Origin of the sequence: Streptomyces sp. NBC_01198 (genome assembly GCF_036010485.1) — a bacterium.
Classification (GTDB): domain Bacteria; phylum Actinomycetota; class Actinomycetes; order Streptomycetales; family Streptomycetaceae; genus Actinacidiphila.
On the sequence record NZ_CP108568.1, the window covers coordinates 2589353 to 2612801 of the forward strand.

The 23449-nt window shown below is 72.6% G+C and carries 22 protein-coding genes and 1 pseudogene; 10 read left to right on the plus strand and 13 right to left on the minus strand.

Annotated features, from left to right (window positions below):
- The first annotated feature begins 97 nt into the window (after positions 1–97).
- Positions 98–1336: a DUF4032 domain-containing protein gene (locus OG702_RS11460; protein WP_327288762.1), complete on the plus strand. Its 1239-nt coding sequence runs from the start codon at positions 98–100 to the stop codon at positions 1334–1336.
- Between the two features lie 39 nt (positions 1337–1375).
- On the opposite strand, the gene OG702_RS11465 is transcribed toward OG702_RS11460, so the two are convergent.
- Positions 1376–2623, minus strand: a complete 1248-nt coding sequence (locus OG702_RS11465) for a Gfo/Idh/MocA family protein (protein ID WP_327288763.1) — start codon at positions 2621–2623, stop codon at positions 1376–1378.
- Between the two features lie 182 nt (positions 2624–2805).
- Between OG702_RS11465 and OG702_RS11470 the strand changes: the two genes are divergently transcribed.
- Positions 2806–3813, plus strand: coding sequence for a helix-turn-helix transcriptional regulator (locus OG702_RS11470; protein WP_327288764.1), 1008 nt, complete (start codon positions 2806–2808; stop codon positions 3811–3813).
- 690 nt (positions 3814–4503) lie between these two features.
- Here the strand turns inward: OG702_RS11470 and OG702_RS11475 are convergent.
- The 3 genes from OG702_RS11475 to OG702_RS11485 form a co-directional block, all read right to left on the minus strand.
- Positions 4504–4728, minus strand: a complete 225-nt coding sequence (locus tag OG702_RS11475; protein ID WP_327288765.1) for a hypothetical protein — start codon at positions 4726–4728, stop codon at positions 4504–4506.
- Between the two features lie 397 nt (positions 4729–5125).
- Positions 5126–5617 carry a glutathione peroxidase gene (locus OG702_RS11480; protein WP_327288766.1) on the minus strand — a complete coding sequence of 164 codons (492 nt, stop codon included), beginning with the start codon at positions 5615–5617 and terminating at the stop codon, positions 5126–5128.
- Complete coding sequence (locus OG702_RS11485; RefSeq protein ID WP_327288767.1) at positions 5614–6327, minus strand: pentapeptide repeat-containing protein; 714 nt, start codon at positions 6325–6327, stop codon at positions 5614–5616. The genes OG702_RS11480 and OG702_RS11485 overlap by 4 nt, the downstream gene beginning before the upstream one ends.
- A 108-nt stretch (positions 6328–6435) precedes the next feature.
- Here OG702_RS11485 and OG702_RS11490 point away from each other — a divergent pair, with 108 nt between their 5' ends.
- The gene (locus OG702_RS11490) at positions 6436–7830 is read left to right on the plus strand and encodes an FtsW/RodA/SpoVE family cell cycle protein (protein ID WP_327288768.1); all 1395 of its coding nucleotides are present in this window, start codon (positions 6436–6438) and stop codon (positions 7828–7830) included.
- Entirely contained in the window at positions 7827–9320 is a 1494-nt protein-coding gene (locus OG702_RS11495) for a peptidoglycan D,D-transpeptidase FtsI family protein (protein WP_327288769.1), read from the plus strand. The genes OG702_RS11490 and OG702_RS11495 overlap by 4 nt, the downstream gene beginning before the upstream one ends.
- Before the next feature lie 35 nt (positions 9321–9355).
- Here OG702_RS11495 and OG702_RS11500 read toward each other — a convergent pair whose 3' ends face one another.
- The 3 genes from OG702_RS11500 to OG702_RS11510 form a co-directional block, all read right to left on the minus strand.
- On the minus strand, positions 9356–10156 hold the full coding sequence (locus OG702_RS11500) for a polysaccharide deacetylase family protein (protein WP_442814705.1): 801 nt from the start codon (positions 10154–10156) through the stop codon (positions 9356–9358).
- A gap of 217 nt (positions 10157–10373) precedes the next feature.
- Positions 10374–11546, minus strand: a complete 1173-nt coding sequence (locus OG702_RS11505) for a CapA family protein (RefSeq protein ID WP_327288771.1) — start codon at positions 11544–11546, stop codon at positions 10374–10376.
- A gap of 17 nt (positions 11547–11563) precedes the next feature.
- Positions 11564–12676, minus strand: coding sequence for a ferritin-like domain-containing protein (locus tag OG702_RS11510; protein WP_327288772.1), 1113 nt, complete (start codon positions 12674–12676; stop codon positions 11564–11566).
- A gap of 140 nt (positions 12677–12816) precedes the next feature.
- Between OG702_RS11510 and OG702_RS11515 the strand changes: the two genes are divergently transcribed.
- On the plus strand, positions 12817–13710 hold the full coding sequence (locus tag OG702_RS11515) for an AurF N-oxygenase family protein (protein WP_327288773.1): 894 nt from the start codon (positions 12817–12819) through the stop codon (positions 13708–13710).
- 143 nt (positions 13711–13853) lie between these two features.
- Here the strand turns inward: OG702_RS11515 and OG702_RS11520 are convergent, their stop codons facing one another.
- On the minus strand, positions 13854–14582 hold the full coding sequence (locus tag OG702_RS11520; RefSeq protein ID WP_327288774.1) for a TetR/AcrR family transcriptional regulator: 729 nt from the start codon (positions 14580–14582) through the stop codon (positions 13854–13856).
- 197 nt (positions 14583–14779) lie between these two features.
- Between OG702_RS11520 and OG702_RS11525 the strand changes: the two genes are divergently transcribed.
- Together OG702_RS11525 and OG702_RS11530 are read left to right on the plus strand one after the other, a co-directional pair.
- Positions 14780–14959, plus strand: coding sequence for a hypothetical protein (locus tag OG702_RS11525; protein ID WP_327288775.1), 180 nt, complete (start codon positions 14780–14782; stop codon positions 14957–14959).
- 118 nt (positions 14960–15077) lie between these two features.
- Complete coding sequence (locus OG702_RS11530) at positions 15078–16706, plus strand: chitinase (RefSeq protein ID WP_327288776.1); 1629 nt, start codon at positions 15078–15080, stop codon at positions 16704–16706.
- A 71-nt stretch (positions 16707–16777) separates the two neighbouring features.
- Here the strand turns inward: OG702_RS11530 and OG702_RS11535 are convergent.
- Positions 16778–16954: pseudogene (locus tag OG702_RS11535) on the minus strand (SDR family oxidoreductase); the annotation flags it as partial.
- A 55-nt stretch (positions 16955–17009) separates the two neighbouring features.
- On the opposite strand from OG702_RS11535, the gene OG702_RS11540 reads away from it, so the two are divergent.
- Positions 17010–17288, plus strand: coding sequence for a TetR/AcrR family transcriptional regulator (locus OG702_RS11540; protein ID WP_327288777.1), 279 nt, complete (start codon positions 17010–17012; stop codon positions 17286–17288).
- Between the two features lie 41 nt (positions 17289–17329).
- Here the strand turns inward: OG702_RS11540 and OG702_RS11545 are convergent, their stop codons facing one another.
- Positions 17330–18157, minus strand: a complete 828-nt coding sequence (locus OG702_RS11545) for a MerR family transcriptional regulator (protein ID WP_327288778.1) — start codon at positions 18155–18157, stop codon at positions 17330–17332.
- A 138-nt stretch (positions 18158–18295) separates the two neighbouring features.
- On the opposite strand from OG702_RS11545, the gene OG702_RS11550 reads away from it, so the two are divergent.
- Complete coding sequence (locus OG702_RS11550; protein WP_327288779.1) at positions 18296–18703, plus strand: hypothetical protein; 408 nt, start codon at positions 18296–18298, stop codon at positions 18701–18703.
- A 3-nt stretch (positions 18704–18706) separates the two neighbouring features.
- Here the strand turns inward: OG702_RS11550 and OG702_RS11555 are convergent, their stop codons facing one another.
- Positions 18707–19702 carry an RNA polymerase subunit sigma-70 gene (locus OG702_RS11555; RefSeq protein ID WP_327288780.1) on the minus strand — a complete coding sequence of 332 codons (996 nt, stop codon included), beginning with the start codon at positions 19700–19702 and terminating at the stop codon, positions 18707–18709.
- Between the two features lie 82 nt (positions 19703–19784).
- Positions 19785–20579, minus strand: coding sequence for an SDR family NAD(P)-dependent oxidoreductase (locus OG702_RS11560; RefSeq protein WP_327288781.1), 795 nt, complete (start codon positions 20577–20579; stop codon positions 19785–19787).
- A 249-nt stretch (positions 20580–20828) separates the two neighbouring features.
- On the opposite strand from OG702_RS11560, the gene OG702_RS11565 reads away from it, so the two are divergent.
- Complete coding sequence (locus tag OG702_RS11565; RefSeq protein ID WP_327288782.1) at positions 20829–22103, plus strand: C40 family peptidase; 1275 nt, start codon at positions 20829–20831, stop codon at positions 22101–22103.
- 34 nt (positions 22104–22137) lie between these two features.
- On the opposite strand, the gene OG702_RS11570 is transcribed toward OG702_RS11565, so the two are convergent.
- A complete protein-coding gene (locus OG702_RS11570) occupies positions 22138–23397 on the minus strand; it encodes a styrene monooxygenase/indole monooxygenase family protein (protein WP_327288783.1) in 1260 nt (419 codons plus the stop codon).
- Positions 23398–23449: the final 52 nt, after the last annotated feature.

The window sequence follows — 23449 nt, forward strand, 5'->3', positions numbered from 1 at the left end:
CGCGCGGGCCCCGGGCGCAACCCGGCCCCGGAGCCCGCGGCAGGCGCATGGCAGCATCGGAGCTGCCGAACCGCAGACGACAGAGACGAGCCGCGCCATGCCGCTGCAGATCAGGGCCTTCGACGCCGACCACCCCTCCGACCTGCTCGACCTCGAATGGCACCTGCCGCTCGAACAGTGGTCGGACAAGTCCCTGGTCGCGCTGCCGCGCGGCATCTCGCGGCACGTGGTGCGCTTCGCCCGGGCCGGCGACCAGGTGGTCGCGGTCAAGGAGGTCAGCGAGTGGGCGGCGGTGCGCGAGTACGGGCTGCTGCGGGACCTGGACCGGCTCGCGATACCCGCGGTCGACCCGATCGCGGTGGTCACAGGGCGGGTCGCCGCGGACGGCTCGGCGCTGGAGCCGGCGCTGATCACCCGGCATCTGAACGGCTCGCTGCCGTATCGCTCGATGTTCGAGACCACGATGCGCCCCGGCACCGTCAGCCGGCTGCTCGACGCGCTCGCGGTGCTGCTGGTGCGGCTGCACCTGGTGGGCTTCGCCTGGGGGGACTGCTCGCTGTCCAACACCCTCTTCCGCCGCGACGCCGGGGCCTACGCCGCCTATCTGGTGGACGCCGAGACCGGGCAGATCCAGCCCGAACTGACCGCCGGGCAGCGGGACTACGACATCGAGCTCGCCCGGGTGAACATCGCCGGCGAGCTGATGGACCTGGAGGCGGGCGGCTCGCTGCACCCGTCGGTGGACCCGGTGACCTTCGCCGAGGCGATCTGCTCCCGCTACAGCGACCTGTGGCACGAGCTGACCCGCGAGTCGGTCTACCCGGCGGACAAGCGGCACTACATCGACCGCCGTATCCGCCGCCTCAACGACCTCGGTTTCGACGTCGCCGAGATGCAGATCCAGCGATCGCCCGGCGGCGACAGCGTGACCTTCGTGCCGAAGGTGGTGGACGCCGGGCACCACCAGCGCCAGCTGCTGCGGCTGACCGGCCTGGACACCGAGGAGAACCAGGCCCGCAGCCTGCTCAACGACCTGGACTCCTGGATGACCACCCAGGACGACTACGCCCCAGGCGACTCCCTCGGAGCCCGCCCCGAGGTGCTTGCGCACCGCTGGGTGCGCCAGGTCTTCCGGCCGGCGGTCCGGATGGTCCCGGCCGAGCTGCGCCGCCACATGGAGCCGGCGCAGGTCTACCACGAGCTGCTTGAGCACCGCTGGTACCTGTCGGAGGCCGTCGGGCACGACGTCGGCCTGGAGGCGGCCGTCGCCGGCTACCTCGCCGACGTCCTGCCGCACGTGCCCGACCCGACCGCGCTGGCGGCCGAGCCGGAGTAGCGCGGGCCCGGATCAGCCGAGCCGCAGCGCCGGGCGGGGTCAGCCGAGCCGCAGCGCCGCCTCCCGTACCGCCAGCGCGTCCTCGCGCACCTCGCGCAGGCCCGGCAGCGGCCAGATGCCGGGGCGGGGGGCCGGGCGGGGGCCGGGGTTGGGGATCCAGGACACGCTGCGGGTCCAGGCCCGCAGTTGTTCGCGGAAGCCGATCCTGGCCGCGGCCGCCCGGTGGGTGCGCCGGGTGGAGGTCCCGTCGGCGTCCCAGGTGTCGATCTGCAGGGTCGCGCCCTCGTCGCGGGCGTAGGGCGAGGGAAGGGTGAGCGTGGCGACCGAGTCGGTGCCGGTGAACTCCAGCGTCTCGCGGTAGCGCCGGTGCGCCGGCAGCCGCAGATGGCTGGCCTCCACCACCAGGTCGTCGTCGGGGCGCCAGCGGCAGCTGACCGCGCTGCCGCCGGCCCACTGCATGCTGTGCTCCAGGTTGCCGTGGAGCCGGCGGCCGGTGCCGTCGAGGGCCGCGTGCACGATGTTGACCTGGTGGATCAGCGAGCCGCCGAGGCCCCGCGCGTAGACCTCGCGCTGCGTCGCCGTGGCGTCGGCGCCGAGCGCGCGCACCAGCGCGGCCTCCGCGGGGGGCGGTTGCGGGCCGAAGGGCGGCGGCGGGTACGGCACCAGGTGGTCGACCAGGTGCGGGGCGTTGGGGTCGTGGATGTCGACGGTGATCCGGCGGGCGTCGGCCGCGTGCTCGCGGCAGTGGTCGATGAACAGCTGCACGATCGGGTCGTGCCGCTTCATGTACCCGGCGGTGACGGGGACGCCGGTGCGCACCTCGGCCGCGATCAGCTCGTCGATCTCGGCCGGGTCCAGGCTCACCGGCTTCTCGCACAGCACCGGCAGCCCGGCGTCCAGGCAGCCGAGCACCGCGTCCTTGTGGGTCCACCACGGCGACAGTACGAGGGCGGCGGTCGCCCCGGCCCACACCGACTCCTCCGCGGTGGTGCACACCGCGACCCGGGGGAAGCCGGCCATCAGGGCGGCCCGGTGGCCGGGGTCGGGGTCGATCACGGCGACCGGCCTGATCAACTGCGGCAGGTCGCGGATCTCCCGCAGATGCGCGGCATGGGCGACCTTGCCTGCCCCGATGACCACGACCCGTACCGGCGCGGGGGTGGACTCCGGCTCGTCCCCGGGACCGAAGTCACCGTCCGGGACACGGCCCTGTCCTGTGGTGACGGTGTCCCCAACTCCCGGCGGTCCCTGCGGCCTCTGCTGCCCCGCGTGACGCATCGTGCTCATCCTTTCTGCGGTCGGCACTCGTTCCTACCAGGAAACGTGGCGTGACCGCGACGCCGGGGTGTCCGAACCGTGATCTCACCCATGGCATGAGGGCCATCCATTGCTAGAGTCGGTATAGGGTGCGTTGCCACCTTGCAGGCACCTGCACGTTTCGGCGCACCCGGCGACGAAAGAGGGAATCCGTGGCCAATTCGGTGAGGGGTGGTGGGCCGAATGCGGCCGACATCGGGCTCGCCCTTTATCAGGCACTGCGCACCAATGGCTCCTCCGCCCCGGCGAAGGCCGCGGCGGCGATCGGGCTGACCGAGGCGGAGGCCGAGGCGGGCTGGCGGGAGCTGGAGGAGCTGGGGCTGGTCCGTCCCGGCGAGACCGCGGACGTGGTGGATCCGGTCGAACCGGACACCGCCCTGATCGAGCTGCTGGCCCGGCAACGGGCCTCGTTGCGCCAGCAGCGCGACGAGTTGACGTCGATCGTCACGGCCGCCGAGTCGCTGATGGAGCGCTATCGGCCCGCCGTGATGCGGGAGAACGCCGAGATCGAGGTCGAGCTGGTCACCAAGGACCACCGGCGGCGGCAGTTCCTGCGGGACTTCGACGCGACGATCACCGAGTCGGCGAGCTGGATGCACCCGGGGCCGCTGCCGTCCAGCGAGGTGCTGGCCGGCTCGCTGACGGCGGACAACGCGCTCATAGCCCGGGGCATAAAAGTGCGCGCCATTTATGGCCAGAGCATTAATTCCGCCCCGCGGCAGCGTAAATATCTCTCGGATCTGACGGCCGTCGGCGTGGACGTCAGATTGGCACCCCAGGTGCCTTTCGATCTCCTTATGGCCGATACACACAGTGCGCTGGTACTGGCCAATCCGGATGATCCGTCGGGCCCCGCCGTAGTCATCAGAGGACCGGCTCTCGTCCGTTCTTACGTGGCAATGTACGAGGATTGCTGGCTGCGTTCTGTCCCTTACTCCGTGAACGGGGGGAACGGCCTCGACCCGGACAGCGAGCTGACCGAGCAGCACCGCACGACCATGCGTCTGCTGGCCAACGGCCTGACGGACGAGCGGATCGCCAGAAAACTCGGGGTGTCTCTGAGGACCGTGAGTCGCCTGGTTTCTGAGATCATGCGGTATCTTGAGGCCGACAGCCGATTCCAGGCGGGAGTCCTTGCGGCGGCGCACGGCCTGATCTGACGACGATCACACCGGCGCATTCACGCCATGGCAGATATACGCATCAACGGCCGCTGGCCCATGCCCGCGTATATTTGCCAACATTGGGAAAGTTACGTGTCGCCACACGACCATAGTGAGCACCCACTTTCTGCCCACCTAAGGATTATGATGTCGCGGATCCGGCGTTCGACCCATGTCTCCGCTGTTACAGCACTGGTGCTCGTTCTGGCGTCGGCCGCGGGCACAGCCGTTGCCGCCGACAATGCTTCCTCCACTGCCCCGGCGCCTGCCACCCCCTCCGGCACCGACACCGCCACGCCTGACGGCTGGTTCCCCACCGCTGTCACCCCTGACGGTTGGTTCCCGACTGCCACCCCCGCTGGCTGGTTCCCCACTGCCGCGCCTGACGGCTGGTTCCCCACCGCTGTCACCCCTGACGGATGGTTCCCGACTGCCACCCCCGTCGGCTGGTTCCCCACCGCTGTCACCCCTGACGGATGGTTCCCGACTGCCACCCCCGTCGGCTGGTTCCCCACCGTCGCGTCCGCCGACGCGTTCCCCGCCGGCATCGCGGCCTGAACCGCAGCAGCACCGCAGCAGCGCCGCAGCCAAAAGCACCGTGCGGTCCGTGATGATTCGCGGACCGCACGGTGCTTCCTGCATTTTGTGGGGGGATCTTCGGGGGCGGGCAGCCGGTCGGGGCTCGGGTCAGGATCCGACCGAGGCCGCCATCGCCATCAGGGCGTGCTGTGGCCTGGCCACCGCCAGTGCGCGTTGCAGGACGGTGTCGATGTCGGTGGCCGCGTCGTCGGCGGCCGGGTGTACGGCCAGCCAGCCGAGGTGGCGGCGTAGGAATGCGGCGAGGGCCGGCACCGTCCGCAGGGGGAGGCGGACGGTGCGGCCCTCGACTATGAGATCGGCCCAGGAGGCCAAGGTGTCTCGTACAGCTGCGCGCGCCTCGACTGCCGGCCCGTTCAGGGGGATGCCGGGCCGGTCAGTGCCGGACAGTCTGTCGCCGGGGTCCTGCGCTGCTACGAGTGCAACCTCCAACTCGCCGTATACCCGGGGAAGCAAGGCGAGTTGCCGATCCAACCGCTCCTGGCAGGGCAGGCAGAGCGCAGGATCCGTCTCGACACACAGGTGGCCGGTCCGGAATTCGTAGTCCTGCACTTCCACTGTCCCTTCTCGTCGCCGGGGCGGTGGTTAAAGACAACCAGCGCGGCTGCTTCCGGACAATGTCCCCCGACCGGCCGGATTCTGCCATGGCGCATACGCGCATCTAGGCATCTCCGTCCCAGGTCAGGCCGGGACTGCCACCCCGGCGAGTGGGTCAGCGGGGCAGCAGCGCCTCGATCGCCCCAGTGACCTCGGAGGCCTCCGGAGCGACGGCGGGACGGAACCTGGCGACGGCCTGTCCCGACCCGTCGACCAGGAACTTCTCGAAGTTCCAGGTGATATCGCCCGCTTCGCCCGCCGCGTCGGGCAGCCGGGTCAGCTCGGCGTAGAGCGGGTGCCGGTTCGTGCCGTTGACGTCGGCCTTCGCCAGCAGCGGGAAGCTGACGCCGTAGGTGGTCGAGCAGAAGGTCTGGATCTCCTCGGCGGTGCCCGGCTCCTGGCCGCCGAACTGGTTGCAGGGCATGCCGAGGACGGTGAAGCCGCGCTCCGCGTACTTCTGCTGCAGCCGCTCAAGGCCCTCGTACTGCGGGGTCAGTCCGCACTTGGACGCGACGTTGACCACCAGGACGGCCTTGCCGCGGTGCTCGCCGAGGGTGGTGGCCGCGCCGTCGAGGGTCCGCAGCGGTATGTCGTGGAGGGTGCTCATCGTTTCGTGCTCCTGTCGGGGTGGGACGCGAGGCCGGGCTCGGCCACGGTGAGGCCGAGGGTCTGGGCGAGGGCCGGTGCGAGGTCGAGCAGCTGGGCCGGGCTGATCACGGCGCCGCGCAGCGACTCGTAGCCGTCGGCGAGGTCGATGGCCAGGGCGCCGCGCAGGTCGGCGTTCTTCAGGGTGGCGCGGCCGAACCTGGCCTGCTCGATCCGGCTGCCGGGGAAGGTCACACCGTCCAGCCGGGCCTCGCCGAAGTCGACGTCGCGCAGCACGCAGTCCTCGAAGACCACGTCGTGCAGCGCGGCCGAGCGCAGGTTCACCGAGTCGAGCTTGCAGCGGACGAAGGTGACCCGGCGCAGCACGGCGTCGTAGGCCTCCACGCCCGCCAGCGAGCAGCCGATGAGTGCGGTGTCCAGCCACTGGCTGCCGGCCAGGGTGCAGCCGGTGAAGCGGGTGCCCGACGCCCAGGCGTCGTTGAAGCGGGCGCCGCGCAGGTCGGTGCCGGCCAGCACGCAGTCGGTGATCGCCGACTCCAGGAACCGGGCGCCGGGAGCCCGGGTGCCCTCGGCGACCGGCAGCCGGTCCAGATGGACGGTGTCGTAGTCGCCCTCGGGGGCCAGCGGCCCGGAGTGCGGGCGCAGCAGCACGGCGTACGGCAGGTCGGCGAGGTCCTGGGGGACGGCGGCGCGGGCGCCCGATGGTGTCACCCGATCAACCCTACGCGCGGCGTCCGACAGCCCTCCGGGCGGACCGGCGCCGCCGCCTCGCGGGTGACATGACGGATATGTCGCCGCCGCCTTGCTAGGTTGCAGCCCATGAGCGCAACGTCCGCCGACGCTCCGCCGCCACCGGCTCCGCCCGCCGCGGCCCGCCCGGCGGCGCCGCCCCGGTCCCGCCGCCGCGGAGTGGAGCTGTCGCTGACCGTGGCGGCGGTGCTGGTGTCGGTGTACGGCTACGCGGAGGTGGGCCTGGCGACCCGGGGCGCGGTGCCGGGCGACGCGGCCGGTTACGGCGCCGGGCTCGCGCTGCTCGCGGTGCTCGCGCATCTGGCGGTCCGGGCCAGGGCGCCCTACGCCGACCCGCTGCTGCTGCCGATCGCGGTGCTGCTCAACGGCTTCGGCCTGGTGCTGATCTACCGGCTCGACCTGGAGCCGTCGCTCGGGCCGCGGGCCGCGCCGACCCAGCTGGTCTGGTCGACGCTGGGCATCACGCTGTTCGTACTGGTGGTGCTGGCGCTCGACGACCACCGGGTGCTGGCCCGCTACTCCTATGTCGGGGTGACGGCGGCGCTGGCGCTGATGGCCGCGCCGATCTTCTTCCCGGCGGTGAACGGCGCCAAGATCTGGATCAGGTTCGCCGGATTCTCCATCCAGCCGGGCGAGTTCGCGAAAGTGCTGCTCGCGGTGTTCTTCGCCGCCTACCTGTCGGCGAACCGGGCGGCGCTGGCGTACACCGGCCGGCAGGTCTTCGGGCTGCGCAGGCTGCAACTGCCGACCGGGCGGGTGCTGGGGCCGGTGCTGGCGATCTGGCTGCTGAGCGTGGGGCTGCTGGTGCTGGAGCGGGACCTGGGGACCTCGCTGCTGTTCTTCGGCCTCTTCGTCGTGCTGCTCTACGTGGCGACCGGGCGGACCGGCTGGGTCGCGGTGGGGCTGCTGCTCAGCGCGGCCGGCGCGGTGGCGGTGAGCTCGCTGGAACCCCATGTGCACAGCAGGGTCGAGGACTGGCTGCACCCCTTCGCCAGCATCGACGCCGGCCTCGGTCCCGGCCAGCTCGCCCAGTCGCTGTTCGCCTTCGGCAACGGCGCCGTCCTCGGTACGGGCCTGGGCCAGGGGCACCCCGAACTGATCGGCTTCGCCACGAAGTCGGACTTCATCCTGGCCACCCCCGGCGAGGAGCTGGGCCTGGCCGGGCTGTGCGCGCTGCTGGCCCTCTACGCGCTGCTGGTGGCACGTGGGATGCAGGCCGGGCTCGCGCTGCGCGACCCCTTCGGGCGGCTGCTCGCGGTGGGGCTGGCAACGATCCTGGCGCTCCAGGTGTTCGTGATCACCGGCGGGGTGACCGACCTGATCCCGCTGACCGGGATGGCGATGCCCTTCCTCGCCCAGGGCGGCTCCTCGGTGGTCACCAACTGGATCATCGTGGCACTGCTGATCCGGGTCAGCGACAGCGCCCGCCGCCCGCCGCCCGAGCCGCCGGAGGACACGCCGTGATCCGCTGCATCCGCCGCTGTGCCGTCCTGGGCCTGGTGCTGCTGCTGGCCCTGGCGGTCAACGCGGTCCGGGTGATGGTCGTCGACGCGGGGAAGTCCGCGCACGACCCGGCCAACCGGCGGATCGCGATCGCCCGTTACCAGCACCCGCGCGGCGGCATCCTGGCCGGCGGCAGGACGGTCACCGGGTCGCAGGACACCGGCAGCCAGCTGGCGTACGCCCGTACGTACCGCGACGGGCCGCTGTACGCGCCGGTGACCGGCTTCGCCTCGCAGACCTACGGCACCTCGCTGCTGGAGGGCACCGAGGACGGGCTGCTGTCCGGCACCAGCTCCCGGCTGGCGTCGGTGCCGCTGTGGAACGAGATCACCCGCAACCGGCAGCGCCCCGGCGACGTCCACACCACGATCGACCCGGCGGCCCAGAAGGCGGCCTACGAGGGTCTGGCCGGCCGGCGGGGCGCGGTCGCCGCGCTGGACCCGGCGACCGGGCGGATCCTGGCGCTGGTGTCGTCGCCGTCCTACGACCCGGGGCTGCTCTCGGGGACCGGCCCGGCCGTCACCGCGCAGTGGCAGCGGCTCAACGACGACCCGGCGCAGCCGATGCTGGACCGGGCGATCCGGCAGACGTATCCGCCCGGTTCGGCGTTCAAGGTGGTCACCGCGGCGGCGGCGCTGGAGAGCGGCGCGGTCACCGACCTGCTGGCGCCGACCGACTCCCCCGACCCCTACCGGCTGCCCGGCACCACCTGGTCGCTGACCAACGAGGGCCGCGGCTGCGCGGACGCGAGCGTCTACGACGCCTTCCGGGTCTCCTGCAACACCGTCTTCGCCAAGCTGGGCGCGGACGTCGGCCAGAGCGCGATGGCCCGGCAGGCGGAGGCCTTCGGCTTCAACGACACCCGGCTGCGGATCCCGCCGGGGGTGGCGAAGAGCAACTTCGACACCGCGATGAGCCCGGACCAGGTGGCGCTGTCCTCGATCGGGCAGTTCGACACCACCGCGACCCCGTTGCAGATGGCGATGGTGGCCGCCGCGGTCGGCAACGGCGGCGAGCTGATGACGCCGTATCTGGTGGACCGGGTCACCAACCACGGGGGCGCCGTGGTGGCCCGCACCGGTCCGGTCCGGATGCACCGGGCGGTCAGCGAGGACACCGCGGAGCAGTTGCAGCAGCTGATGGAGGCGGTGGTCAGCGACGGCACCGGCACGAACGCGGCGATCCCGGGTGCGGTGGTCGGCGGCAAGACCGGGACCGCCCAGCACGGGGTCGGCAACAAGGGCACGCCCTACGCGTGGTTCATCAGCTACGCCAAACCGCCCGGCGCGAGCCGGGCGGCAGTCGCGGTGGCGGTGGTGGTCGAGGACGCCGAGGCGGCCAGGGCGGACATCTCGGGCGGCGGCAGCGCGGCGCCCATCGCGCGCGACGTGATGCGCTCGGTGCTGGCGGCGCCGCCGCACCCCTACGGCCCCCGGGGCGGGGCCGGCTAGGGAGTGTCCGACAGATCCCACACGGCCCGCGCGGCCTAGCGGACCTTGGGGAAGCTGAACGCGTAACCCTGGTGGGCCAGCCAGGTCAGCGACTGGTCCAGGGCCGTCACGGTCTGGCTGCGGTTGCCGCCGCCGTCGTGGAAGAGGATGGTCGGGCCGTTGTGGATCTCGCTCTTGAGGGTGGCCACGATGGTGCCGACACCGGGCCGGGAGAAGTCCTTGGTGTCGATGTTCCAGCCGAGCGGCCGCATGCCGTGCTGCGCGGCGAGCGCGCGGCTGGCCGGGGTGAAGGCGCCGCCGGGAGCCCGGTAGTACTGCACGGGGGCGCCGCCGGACGCGTCCTCGATCATGTCGAGGGCGTCCAGGATCTCCTTCTGCTGGTAGGCGAAGGGCTTGTGGTCCATCGACTCGTCGTGGGTGACGGTGTGGTCGCACAGCCGGTGGCCCTCGGCGACGATCCGGCGGACCAGTTCGGGGTTGCCCTTGGCCTGCGGGCCGATCATGCAGAAGGTGGCGTGCACGTGGTGCCGCTTGAGCACCTGGAGGACCTTGGGGGTCCACATCGGGTCGGGGCCGTCGTCGATGGTGATGTTGACGGCCCTGCCCGGCGCCTCGGCCCGGTGCTGGATGGAGTCGGGCACCGCGGGGACCGTGGTCGCGGGGGTGGTGGCCGGGGTGTGCGAGGGACTGGCGGTGTGCGTCCCCGCGGGCTGCCGGGAGCCGCCCTTCTGGTCGCCGGCGGGTGAGGCGGCCGTCGCGTCGCGGCTGCCGCCGCCCGGCGCCAGCAGGGCGGAGACCAGGGCGGCGATCAGCACGACGGCCACGGCCACGCCGATCACCGCCGCCTGCGGTGCGCTCCTGAGCCGTGCGGGTGCGAACCGCCCCAGTGATATCCGCCGTCCCGTCATGATGTGTAACCGCCCGCCCACTTCGTAGCCCGTCCGTATCGCAGATCCGTGTCCGGCGCGGCCTGCGCACGGATAGATGCGGTCGTCCACGGTACGGTTCCGCCGCCCCGCCGGCACCCCGCGGTCGTTACACGATCAGGACGTCTCAGTGCGGAGCGGTCGCCAGGCCGGTGCAGCCGCGCAGTTGCGCGTACCGGTCGGTGATCTGCCGCCCCGCCGCGCCGGTCTGCGGCTGCGGCACGCCGTCGCCGTCGACCAGGGCGGGGGTGAAGACCGCCGTGGCGACATGGCCGTGGCTGACGGTGAGGGTGGTCACGCCGGTCTGGTCGGAGTGCGGGTAGGGCGAGGAGCCGTACCAGAGGAAGTTGCCGAAGCCGTAGGCGACATAGGTCGGCCCGAGCATGCCGGAGCCGAGCATCACGTGCGCGTGGGTACCGACGACGGCGGTCGCGCCGGCCGCCGACAGATCGGCGGCGATCGACTTCTGCTCGGGCCCCGGGCAGCTCTGCCCCTCGGTGCCCCAGTGCAGGTAGACCACCACCACGTCCGCCTGCCGCTTCGCGTCCTTGACCGCCTTCAGCAGCCGCGGCCGGTCCAGCGCGGAGGCGATGCCGGGGCGGCTCGGGCCGGCCCGGTAGGTCTGGTTGGTGTAGTCCTGGACCTGGCTGGCGGCGACCACCGCGAGGCGTACGCCGTTGACGGTGGTGACGTACGGCCGGTAGGCGGCGGCCTCGTCGGCGCCGATGCCGACCACCGGGATGGGCGACGACGCCTGGGCGGCGAGGCTGTCGGTGAGGCCCTGGGAGCCGTAGTCCACGGCGTGGTTGTTGGCCATCGTCACCGCGTCGACGCCGGAGCGCTGGAGGGCGCCGAGGGCCGCGGGGGTGGTGCGGAAGTGGTACTTCTTCGGCTGCGCGGTGCCCCGGGTGGTGATCGCGCTCTCCAGGTTGACCATCGCGAAGTCCGCGGCGGACAGGACCTTCGACATCGGGCCGAGCGCGGGATCGACGCCGAGCCGGTCCGCGGTGCGCTCGGTGAAGTGGACGTCGCCGGCGAAGGCGAGGGTCACCGTGCCTCTCGGTTCCCGGTGCGCGGGCGTCGTGGCCGGTGCGGCCGCCGCGGTGTGCGCCGGGGCGGTGGTGGCGCCCTGGTGCGCGGCGGCGTCGGCCGGGCTGCCGCCGCGGCCGTAGACCGCCCAGCCGGTGGCGACGGCCGCGATGACCACGACGGACAGGCCGATGCCCGCGTTTCTCCGGCGCCGCCGGCGCGCCCTGGCCCGGCGATCGGCGCGCCGCGATATCGGTCCGGTGTCCGTCATCGGACAAGCGTACGATCCTACGGATTCCGGTCCGCCCCCTGGGTGATGGTTTCCGCCACTTCGGCCACCCGGGCCTGCTCCTCGGCGGCGAAGCGCTCGGCGTCCAGGCGCTCGGCGATCTCCTCGTCCTGGGTCATCAGCAGGTCCAGGTTCGAGTCGCCGAGGTCGAAGACCCCCAGGTCGACGTACGCCTGCTGCAACCGCGGCCCCCACAGGCCGATGTCCTTGACACACGGCACGATCCGGGAGAAGAGCAGCTTCCTGAACAGGTGCAGGAATTCGGACCTCTCGGTCAGCTCGGCCGCCTCCGCGGCGGGGATGCCGAAGTTCTCCAGCACCTCCACCCCGCGCAGCCGGTCCCGCATCAGGTAGCAGCCCTCGATCACGAACTCCTCGCGGTCGCGCAGTTCCGCGTCGCTGAGCTGCCGGTAGTAGTCGCGCAACGCCATCCGGCCGAAGGCCACATGGCGCGCCTCGTCCTGCATCACGTAGGAGAGGATCTGCCGGGGCAGCGGCTTGTCGGTGGTGTCGCGGATCATGCCGAAGGCGGCCAGCGCCAGGCCCTCGATGAGCACCTGCATACCCAGGTAGGGCATGTCCCACCGGGAGTCGCGCAGGGTGTCGCCGAGCAGCGCCTGCAGGTCGTCGTTGATCGGGTAGAGCATGCCGATCTTCTCGTGCAGGAAGCGCCCGTAGATCTCGGCGTGCCTGGCCTCGTCCATGGTCTGGGTGGCGGAGTAGAACTTCGCGTCCAGGTCGGGCACCGACTCCACGATCCGGGCCGCGCACACCATCGCGCCCTGCTCGCCGTGCAGGAACTGGCTGAACTGCCAGGAGGTGTAGTGCTGCCGCAGCAGCCCGCGGTCGGCGGGCGACATCGCGTCCCAGTACCGGGTGCCGTACAGCGACATGGCCTCGTCGGGGGTGCCCAGCGGGTCGCAGGGGTCGACTTCCAGGTCCCAGTCGATCCGTCGGACCGCGTCCCACTGCTTGTCCTTGCCCTTCTGGTAGAGGGCGAGCAGCCGGTCCCTGCCGTCGTCGTACTCCCAGGAGAAGCGGGCGGCGCCGGCGGCCGGCACCTGCCAGATCCACTGGGTGGGCGGTTCGGTGTAGCGGCCTTCCGTCGACATGGGGGCGGCTCCCTCGGTGTGGCCGCGCGGCGGCCGGCGCACTGGCCGGTTCGTGCACGGGGTCTTGACGGCCTTGTTGACACAGAGTCTCATAAGAGGCGTACCGCAGGTAACCCTCGTGCACCGGAGGCCCGTTCGGCATGGACGCCACACTGACCGACCGCGAGAAGACCGCGGAGCGCCTGCTCGCGGCGTCCGCGAAACACTCCTTCGACCCCGACACCGAGCTCGACTGGGACGCCCCCTTCGAGGAGGGCCGCTGGTACTGGCCGCCCGAGCTGGTCTCGCTCTACGACACCCCGCTGTGGCGGCACATGTCGCAGGAGCAGCGCGTCGCGCTGAGCCGGCACGAGGCGGCGTCGCTGTGCTCGACAGGGGTGTGGTTCGAGACGATCCTGATGCAGCTGCTGCTGCGGCACACCTACGACCTCGACCCGACCAGCGGGCACGTCCGCTACGCGCTCACCGAGATCGCCGACGAGTGCCGGCACTCCAAGATGTTCGCCCGCGCCGTCACCAAGATGGGCACGCCCGCGTACCGGCCCAGCCGGCTGGACGTCCAGCTCGGCCGGGTGCTCAAGACGGTGTCCACGACCCCGGGCTCCTTCACCGGCACGCTGCTGGCCGAGGAGATCCTGGACTGGATGCAGCGGCTGACCTTCCCCGACGACCGGGTCCAGACGCTCGTCCGCGGCATCACCCGTATCCACGTGGTCGAGGAGGCCAGGCACATCCGGTACGCCCGCGAGGAACTGCGGCGGCAGATGGCCACGGCGCCGCGCTGGGAGATCGAGTTCACCCGGCTCTCCTCCGCGCAGGCCGCCCGCGTCATCGCCCGCTCCCTGATCAGCCCCCAGGTCTACGCCTCGGTCGGCCTCGACCCGAAGTACGCGCAGCACCTGGCGGCGACCAGTCCGCACCGGCGGGACGTGATGCGGCAGTCCGCGAAGCGGCTGATGGACTTCTTCGAGGAGATCGGGCTGATCGTGGGCCCGAGCAAGCGCCTGTGGCGGGCGTCGGGCCTGGTCGCCTGACGGCGGGTCTCTTCGAGGCGGGGCGTGGGCTCCCGGCGGCGGGGCCTTTCACGGCGGGGCGTGGGGTCGTCTGGGGGCGGGTCTTTCACGGCGGGCGCGGGGCGCCTGACGGCGGGTCTTTCGCGGCGGGCGGCGCCGGCGGCCTACGGCGGGTCGGTGAGCAGGTGCGCTGCCGCCGGGGCCAGCGGGGCGAGGCGGGCCAGCAGGGTGCCGGCCGGGCTGTCGCGGGTCTCCTGGGGCAACGCGCGGGCCGCGGCCTCCGCCGCCTCGGGGTCGGTGGTGGCGGTCACCAGCAGCAGCCCGATGAAGTGGTCGACCAGCCAGTCCCGCAGCTCCCCGACCGGGGGGCGGCGGCCCTCGTCGATCCAGATCAGCGAGACCGCCTCGACCGAGGCGATCCAGGACCGCACCATCATCGCCAGCCGCGGGCCGGGATCGGTCACCCCGAGGTGGTGCAGCACCTGTTCGGCGGCCCGGCGCCGTACGCCGTCCACGATGGCCCCCGTGCGACTGGTCTCGGCGACGCCGCCACCGCCCAGCAGGGCGCCATACGCGGGCGCGTGCTCGTCGACGTACGCCAGGTAGCGGTCGAGCGCAGCGGCCAGCCGCCCGGTGGGCGGGCCCTCCGACGGCACCGCGAACCGCCCGATCAGCTCCTCGGCGGCGCCCTGCACGGCCGCTTCGTAGAGCTGCTGCTTGCCCCCGGGGAAGTAGCGGTAGACCAGCGGCCGCGAGACGCCGGCGGCGGCGGCCACGTCGTCGATCGACACGTCTTCGGGCCTGCGGTGCCCGAACAGGTCGACGGCGGCGGTGAGCAGGTGCGTACGGCGCGCCTCCACACTCATCCGGCTGTACGCCGGCCCGCTACCCATCCCCTCAGCCTACGGCTCCTCCCAGCGCGCGAGTGCGCGCATCCGGGGTGCCCTTGCGCAAGCCCTGGAGGCGCGCCCCCGCGGAGGGGAGCCGGGAGGGAGGGGGGCCCTCGTGGGAGGGTAGGGGGGTGAGGCATGAGGAGTGTGAGTTCATCGGGGGGCCGCTGGATGGGCGGGCCATCGAGGTGATCGTGGGGATGACGGGGCAACCGCCCCGCTCGTACACCGTGCCGGCGGGCGAGCGGACGTACATGTACCACCGCGAGCACGGGGAGCGGGGCAAGAACCGCACCCCGTGGGTGTTCGTGTACGCCCCGGACGGCGCACCGCCCGCAGGGCCCAAGTGGCCCTGGTCCAAGCGGACTCCGCGGCCCTGACCGCCGCGGCGGGGACTTTGGTCCGGACCATTGACACGATTGGTCTAAACCTGTTTGCTGCGCGGTGAACGACCGCGCGCACCCCTCCCCGCACCGCGAAGCGAAGGAGCATCCCGCCATGCTCACCGTGTTCACCCTGCCCGCCCGGAGAAGATCGTCCGCCGCCGCGTCCGCGGCCCTGGCCGGCGCCCTGGCCATCGGCGGCCTGGTCGCCCTGGCCCCCACCGCGAGCGCCGGGGAGTTCCTGGCCAACGGCGGTTTCGAGGCCGGGAATCTGAGCGGCTGGTCCTGCGACGCCGGCGCCGCCGCCGTCACCGGCCAGGCGCACACCGGGACGTACGCGCTCCAGGGCGTACCGTCCGCCTCCGCCACCGGCCAGTGCAAGCAGACCGTGAGCGTCGCGCCGAACACCGCGTACACGCTGACCGCCCAGGTCAAGGGCAGTTACGTCTATCTGGGTGTGGACGGCGGCACCAGCACCTGGACGCCCGGCACCGGCAGCGGCTACGCCAAGTTGAGCGTGTCCTTCACCACCGGCGCGAGCCAGACCAGCGCCGCCGTCTTCGTGCACGGCTGGTACGGGCAGCCCGCGTATCTGGCCGACGACGTCTCGCTGCAGGGTCCGGGCGGCGGCGCCACCACGCCCCCGACGACCCCGCCGACCACACCGCCGACGACGCCTCCCACCACGCCTCCCACCACTCCCCCGACGTCGCCGCCGGCCGCCGGCGGGCTGCCGGCGCACGCGCTGGTCGGCTATCTGCACGAGACGTTCGCCAACGGCTCGGGCTACACGCGCCTTGCCGACGTTCCCGACAGCTGGGACGTCATCGACCTCGCCTTCGGCGAGTCCAGTTCGCCGACCTCGGGCAGCATCCACTTCAGCCGCTGCTCGGTCGCGGAGTGCCCCTCGGTCGAGTCGGACGCGGACTTCAAGGCCGCGATCAAGGCCAAGCAGGCCAAGGGCAAGAAGGTGCTGCTGTCGATCGGCGGCGCCAACGGCGAGGTGCAGCTGACCACCACCGCCGCCCGGGACGCCTTCGTCTCCTCGGTGAGCGGCATCATCGACACGTGGGGCCTGAACGGCATCGACATCGACTTCGAGGGCCACTCGCTGTCGCTGAACACCGGCGACACCGACTTCAAGAACCCGACCACTCCGGTGATCGTCAACCTGATCTCGGGGCTGAAGACCCTCAAGGCCCGTTACGGCAGCGGCTTCGTCCTGACGATGGCGCCTGAGACCTTCTTCGTGCAGCTCGGCTACCAGTTCTACGGCTCCGGCCCCTTCGGCGGCCAGGACCCGCGGGCGGGCGCCTACCTGCCGGTGATCCACGCCATGCGCGGCGACCTGACGCTGCTGCACGTCCAGGACTACAACTCCGGGCCGATCATGGGCCTGGACAACCAGTACCACACCATGGGCGGCGCCGACTTCCACATCGCGATGACCGACATGCTGCTCACCGGCTTCCCGGTGGCGGGCAACACCGCCAACACGTTCCCGGCCCTGGCCCCCTCCCAGGTGGCCATCGGCCTGCCCGCCACGACCACCGCGGGCAACGGCTACACCGCTCCCGCCGCCGTCGACCAGGCCCTCGACTGCCTGACGAAGAAGACCAACTGCGGCTCCTACCCGACCCACGGCAGCTGGCCCGCCCTGCGCGGCCTGATGACCTGGTCGGTGAACTGGGACCACTTCGGCAACTGGGAGTTCTCGAACAACTTCCACCACTACTTCGGCTGAGGTCCCCCTGGACGCGTACGGCCCGGTCCCGAGGGCGGCGACCGGGCCGTACGCTTGCGCGCGGCTCCGGCTCAGAGCCCGGCGCCTCCGGTCGCGTCGATGACCCGTCCGGTCACCCAGCGGGCCTCGTCGGACGCGAGGAAGGCCACGACGTCGGCCACGTCCTCCGGCCGCCCGACCCGGCCGAGGGCGGCCAGGGACGCCGTATAGGCCTCGGCCTGCGGATCGCCCCGGAGCCAGGCAGCGTTGAGTGGATCAGGCGTGAAGCGGGGGCGGCCGCCGGAGTTCGACCGCACGACAGCGGTGACCGCTGCGACCTGGCTGTTCCGGGAGCACGGCTACGCGGCCACCACCATCGGCGAGCTGACACGGGCGATGGAGACCAAACCCGGCAGCCTGTACGCGGCGTTCGGTGACAAGAAGTCGCTGTTCAAGGAGGTCGTCCACGTCTACGGACGCTCCCCGCCGGTGCGTTCGTCGGCATCGCCCTGGAAGAGGAGCCGACAGCGCGCGACGCGTTCCGCCGCGTCCTTCGCGAGGCGGCGGCCGTCTACCCCGACCCCGCCCGAAGCACGGGACTGAGCAGGCCGCGGCAGGACCGTGCGCCAGCGGGGCGGGGTCTGTCAGGGGGTGGAAGTGGTGAAGACGGGCCAGCCGATCTCGGTGCGCCAGTGGGTGTCGTCGGGGGTGTCGCGGCGGCCGACGAGGTAGGACTCGCGGATCGGGCCCTCGACCGCGAGGGCGTGGCGGGCCACGTAGGCGGCCAGGGTGCCGTAGGCGCGGTCGACCTCGGAGGGTGGGCCGCAGTGCTCGATCACGGCGAGTTCGGTGGCCGGGACCAGCAGGGGGCGGACCCGGCCGACCGGGCGGACCGGGGCGTCGCAGGGGACGAAGACGGTCACCTCGCCCCGGTGCTGGGTGAACAGCTCGTCGGCGAACACCCCGCCGGGGTGGCCGGTCTCGGCGAGCCCCTGCCCGGCCACGGTCGCGAACAGCTCGCCCAGCGCCCCCTGGAACCAGGCGGTGCTGTCCTCGGCGTCGACGGTCTCGGTGACGGCGGCGGCCTGCACGGCGGCGACGCTGCGCAGCGCGATCCCGGCGGTGGCGCCGGCCGGCGGCGGGGTCAGCAGGTCGCGCAGCGCCCGCACCGCGCGCTGGGTGCGGCCGAGGTCGGCCTCCAGCCGGCTCAGGTGGGCGGTGATGTGCCGGGTGCGGGTCTGCACGTCGGGCGCGGTCAGCACGGTCCTGATCTCCTCCAGCGGCATCCCGAGGTCGCGGAAGCGGCGGACCACCTGGGCGGTGGGGATCTGGTCCGTGGAGTACCGCCGGTAGCCGTTCCGCGGATCGACGCCGGCCGGCTCAAGCAGGCCGATCTCGTGGTAGTGGCGCAGTGTCTTGACGGTCAGGTGGGTGGCCCGGGAGAAGTCGCCGATGGCCAGGTAGCTCGACACCCTCCCGAGTGTGCGCCCTCCGGTAGGGGGAGGGTCAGCCGGGACGGTGTGCCTTGACCCTCCCGCCGCGGGCCCCCGGACGGTGGTGCCACGGCCGCGAACCGCGGCCGGGACCACCGAGCACCGGAGCTGATCCCCATGTCGCAGACCCTCACCACCCCGGACGTCGACCTGATCGTGGCGCGCTACATCGCCGTGTGGAACGAGCCCGACGCCGGCGAACGCGCCCGCGCCGTCGCCGGGCTGTGGCGCGAGGACGGCGTCGAGTTCGTCGAGGGCGCGCGGTTCAGCGGCCTAGACGGCCTCGTGGACCGGGTCGCCGAGGCGCACACCGCCTTCGTGGCCTCAGGCCTCTACACCGTGACGCACGACGGCGAGGTCTCCGTGCACGACCGCCTGGTCGTCCTCACCATCCAGCTGGCGCACGCCCGCGGCGAGCACGCCGGGGACGTGGCCTGGGCGGCACGGGTCTTCCTCGTCCTGGACGCCGACGGGCGGATCAGCGAGGACTACCACCTGACGGTGCAGCCGCTGCCCGCCGCGTAGCCGTTATCGGAGCGCGCCCCCCTCCGGCAGGATCAGGGGCAGGCCGAACGCCGGGAAGAGGTCGGGCCCGAAGGTCGTGATCTCGGCGATCGCCCCGTCCCTGATCCGCAGGACGTCGAATTTGAAGGCCCGGTGGGCGGTGTCGCCCGGGCGGCGCAGATAGCTGGCCGCGGTCGGCATCCGGTTGGCGCGGGTCGCCACCAGCCGCCAGTCGCCGCCGAGTTCGGGTCCGAACGCCTGGGCGAGCAGCGGGGCGATGGCGTCGCGGCCGTCGTAGCACATCGGGTGGGGCGGCATCGTGACCCGCAGGTCCTGCGCCGACAGCGCGATCGCGGCCGCCGCGTCACCGCTCTCGTGGGCGGCGATGAAACGGTCAAGCAGGTCGCGTTCCTCCGCGCTGGTCTCCCCCGCACTCCAGTCGCTGCGGCGGGCCGGTACGTGCACCCGCATGGTCGCCCTGGCCCGTTGCAGCGCGCTGTTGGCGGCGGCCACGCTCGTCCCCAGCAGCTCGGCCGACTCCCCCGCCGGCCAGCCGAGCACGTCGCGCGCCACGAAGGCGGCCCGCTGGCGCGGCGGCAGCACCTGCAGGGCGGCCAGGAAGGCCAGCTCGATGGTCTCCCGGTCCACCACGACCGCGTCGGGCTCCTCGGCGACCGGGGCGACCTCGTCCAGCTGCCCGTCGGGGTAGGGCTGCAGCCAGGGCACCTCGGCGAAGGACGCCACCGTGGTCAGCCGGCGCGAGCTGCGCCGCAGCAGGTCGAGGCAGACGTTGGTGGCGATCCGGTAGAGCCAGGGCCGCAACCCGGTGTCGTCGGTGAGGGTGTCGCGGGCCTTCCAGGCCCGCAGCAGCGCCTCCTGGACGGCGTCCTCGGCCTCGTCGTACGAGGCGAGCATCCGGTAGCAGTGGATGTGCAGTTCGCGCCGGTGGCGTTCGGCGCGCGCGGCGAATCCGCTGTCGTCGCCGGTCGCCGGGCCGGCCGACGGGGTCGCGGGGGTCATGGTGTCGCCTCCTGGGGCTGGGGCTGCTGACTGCCGGGCTGCTGCTGGCTGCTGTGGCCGGTCCCTGTGCTCACCGCGCTGTCTACCGCAGAACGAGGCCGGCCGACACGTTGACCATGGTGCCGGTCAGGCCCGCAGCGCCGTCCGAGGCGAGGAAGGCAGCGGTGGACGCGATGTCCGCGAGCCGCGGGTTGCGGCGGAGGACCGACATCGCGGCGATGGCGTCCAGCGCCACCTGCGGGTCCGGCGGTGCCTGGTCGCCGGCGACCGCGGCCAGCTTCTCCTTGGTCAGGGTCTCGGCGACGCCCGCGGTCCAGATGCCGCAGACCCGCACGCCCTGCGGGCCGTTCTCTGCGGCCAGGTAGCGCATGAAGGTCTCGGTGGCCGCGTCGGCGGGTCCGGTGCTGCCCATGCCGGGCATGGCGCCGCCGCCGGAGCCGCTGTTGAGGTGCAGGATCACCCCGGAGCCCTTGACGGCCATCCGGCGGGCGGCGCCGCCCGCGGTGTGGAGCGCGCTGAGCAGGCCGTTGTCGACGGCCCGCAGCAGATCGGCGGGCGCCATCGCGGTGAGCGGCACGCCCTGGACGTCACCGCGGGTGACGAGGTTGAACGAGACGTCGACGCCGCCGGCGGTCGTGACGACGTGGTCCAGGTGCGCCTCGACGGCCGCCTGGTCCAGGGCGTCGACGACGGCGGCCTCCGCCCGGCCGCCCGCGGCGGAGATGGCGTCGACCACGGTGTCGAGGACGGCGCGGGTGCGGCCGGCGACGAAGACCCGGGCGCCCTGCCGGGCGAACTCCGTGGCCACCGCCGCGCCGATGCTGCCGCCGCCACCGTAGATCACCGCGGTCTTGCCTTCGAGGATGCTGCCGGTCATGTCGGTCTCCAGAGGTGTCGGTCCGAGCGGTCGGTGCGCTCGGTTGCCGGTGTAACGACACGGGCCGCGGAAACTCATCGGTGCGCCGGTGTAGCGGTGGACGTGTGGGGAATGTCGGAAAAGCAAGCGGAGACGATCACTCGCCGGAGTGACCCACTTGGGCGGAATTGCCCCGCTCCGCTGTCGAAGATATGACAACCTGTGACACGATCCTGAGGGCTCGTCACATGGAGGACAAAGGGGATGCTGGTGGCTCGCAAGACCAGGACCTGGCTTCGCGCCGCCGTGGTGTGCGGCGCGCTGCTCGCTTCCGCGGCCCTGTCGCTGCCCGCCGCCCAGCGGGCCGCGGCGCGGCCGTACGAGCCGTCGGTCCCGTCCCCGGCCGCCACCTCCGCGCCCGCCGCCGACCCCGATACCGCCGGGCCGGGCGACCCCGGGCTCCCCGACGCTCCCGACGTCCCCGCCCCGAGCCGGGAACCCGCGGTGCCCAGCCCGACCACGACCGCGGACCCGGCCTCGCTGCCTGACCTGCTGGCCCAGCTGCGCTCCCTCTACCAGCAGACGGAGGCGGCCACCGAGTCGTACAACAAGGCCAAGGAGACCGCCGACCAGCAGCGGGCGAAGGCCGAGGCGCTGGACACCCAGCTCGCCGACCAGCGCACGAAGGTCGCCGCAGGGCGGGACCAGGTCGGGCTGTTGGCCCGGCAGCTGTACCGCACCGGCGGGGCGTCGCCGTATCTGTCGATGCTGGACGGGGAGAGCCCGCAGGACTTCTTCGGGCTGCTGCACGTCGCCAAGCGGGCCGTCGGGCACCAGCAGAACGTGGTGGACGGCCTGACCGCGGGCGAGGACCGGCTCGCCGCGCTCAACGCCCAGGCCCAGCGGGCCCTGGACGCCGCGCAGGTCGCGCAGAGCAAGCAGGCCGCGCAGAAGACGCAGATCGAGACGCACCTGCGGCAGGTCGAGGCGCTGCTCGCCGGGCTCAGCGGGGTGCAGATCAGCGATCTGGAAGCGCTGGAGAAGCAGGGCGCTGACAAGGCGCAGCAGGAGTTCATGGACTCCAAGGCGCTCGGGCAGGACCCGGCCCTGCGGGCCCCCTCCAAGAGCGGTGACCGGGCGATCGACTACGCCTTCGACCAGCTCGGCAAGCCGTATGTGTGGGGCGCCGAGGGCCCCAAGTCGTTCGACTGCTCGGGCCTGACCTCGCAGGCCTGGTCGCACGCCGGTGTCACCGTCCCGCGCACCGCGGAGGAGCAGTGGGCGCGGCTGCCGCATGTGCCGCTGTCCCTGCTGCGCCCGGGTGACCTGGTCGTCTACTTCCCCGGCGCCACCCATGTGGCCCTCTACATCGGCGACGGCCTGGTCATCCAGGCCCCGCACACCGGTGCGGTGGTCACGGTCTCGCCGATCGCCGCCAACCCCATCCTCGGCGCGGTCCGCCCCGACCTGGGCGCCCAGCCGCTGAAGGACTACCGGCCGCGCGCGATCCCGCCGCAGACCGGCTGGCCGGAGCCGCTGGGCTGACCGGGCGGGGCTGAAGCGCGGGGCAGGGCGGTGGCTAGGGTGCGCAGGTCGCCAGGTAGTCCGCGGCGGCCCGGGGGTCGTAGAAACACTCGGCGAGGTCGGCGGGATCGTCGAAGCCGTTGGCGATCAGGTCGGCGACCTGCGGCATGCTCTCGGCGGCGGCGAGCAGCGCCTGTACATGCTCGGCAGGGGGCGCCAGCATCGTGTTGGTCCACCGGGTGGAGGGGCCGGCCTCGGACCAGAAGCGGTCGAAGGCGGCCTGCATCCACCGGCGGTCGAAGGGCCGGTCGCCCTGCTCGGTGATGCTCGCCAGGTAACGGGCCGCGCACTTGGCCGCGTTGTTCGACCCCTGGCCGGTGAGCGGGTCGTTGGCGACGACCACGTCCGCGGCGCCCAGCACCAGCCCGCCCGCGGGCAGTTCGCCGACCGGTACGCGTACGGTCGGGGTGAAGCTGCCCACCAGGGTCGCTTTCGCGTCGGTCAACTCGACGGCGGAGGCCCGCTCGTGCTCCCACGGCGTGAAGCGGCGCATCAGGTCGAGCGTCAGGCGCAGGTGCTCCGCCGGGTCCGTGACGGACTCGAAGACGTCGAGGGGGCCGCCGGGCAGTCCCTCCCAGAACAGGATGTCGCAGTGGCCCGAGGTGGTCAGGGCCGGGATGACGATCAGCTCGCCGACGCCGGGCACCAGATTGCAGCGGACCGCGAGGGTGTCGGGGTGCTCGGGGCGCGGGCCCAGGCCGTGGACGTAGGCGACGGCGAGTACGCGCTGGGGGGTGTCGTAGGGCGAACGGGCCGGGTCCGGGCCGAACATCGCGACGGTCTCGCCCTTGCCCGCCGCGACCACGACCAGGTCGTAGGCGAGCGAGAAGTAGTCGAGGTCGGCGACGGTCGCGGCGTGGATGACGACCTTGCCGCCGCGCTCCGCGAAGGTCTCCAGCCAGCCGGCCATCTTCACCCGCTGGTCCACCGACTGCGCGGGGGCGTCGAGGCGGCCGAGCCAGTCGACGGCGCGGGCCGTGCCGGGGGCGGTGCCGTGCGCCGGGTCGGGGCCGGCGGCGACGGATATGCCCAGGCCGGTTATTCGCGGTGCCTGGTCCGCCCATAAGTCCAGGCCCTCCGCCCGCTCGTGGGCCAGCGCGGTGCCGAACATGCACTGGGTGGAGGTGACCCGGCCGCCGCGTATCTCGTCGGCCGTACGGTTGGACACCACGGTGACGTCGTAGTCACGGGCCTGCAGGCCGAGGGCCAGCTGGAGGCCGGCCTGACCGGCTCCGACGATGAGTATCTTGCGCACGGCGCCCCGCTTCGGGTCGGATCAGGTCGGGTCAGATGGGGTCGGTTCCGGT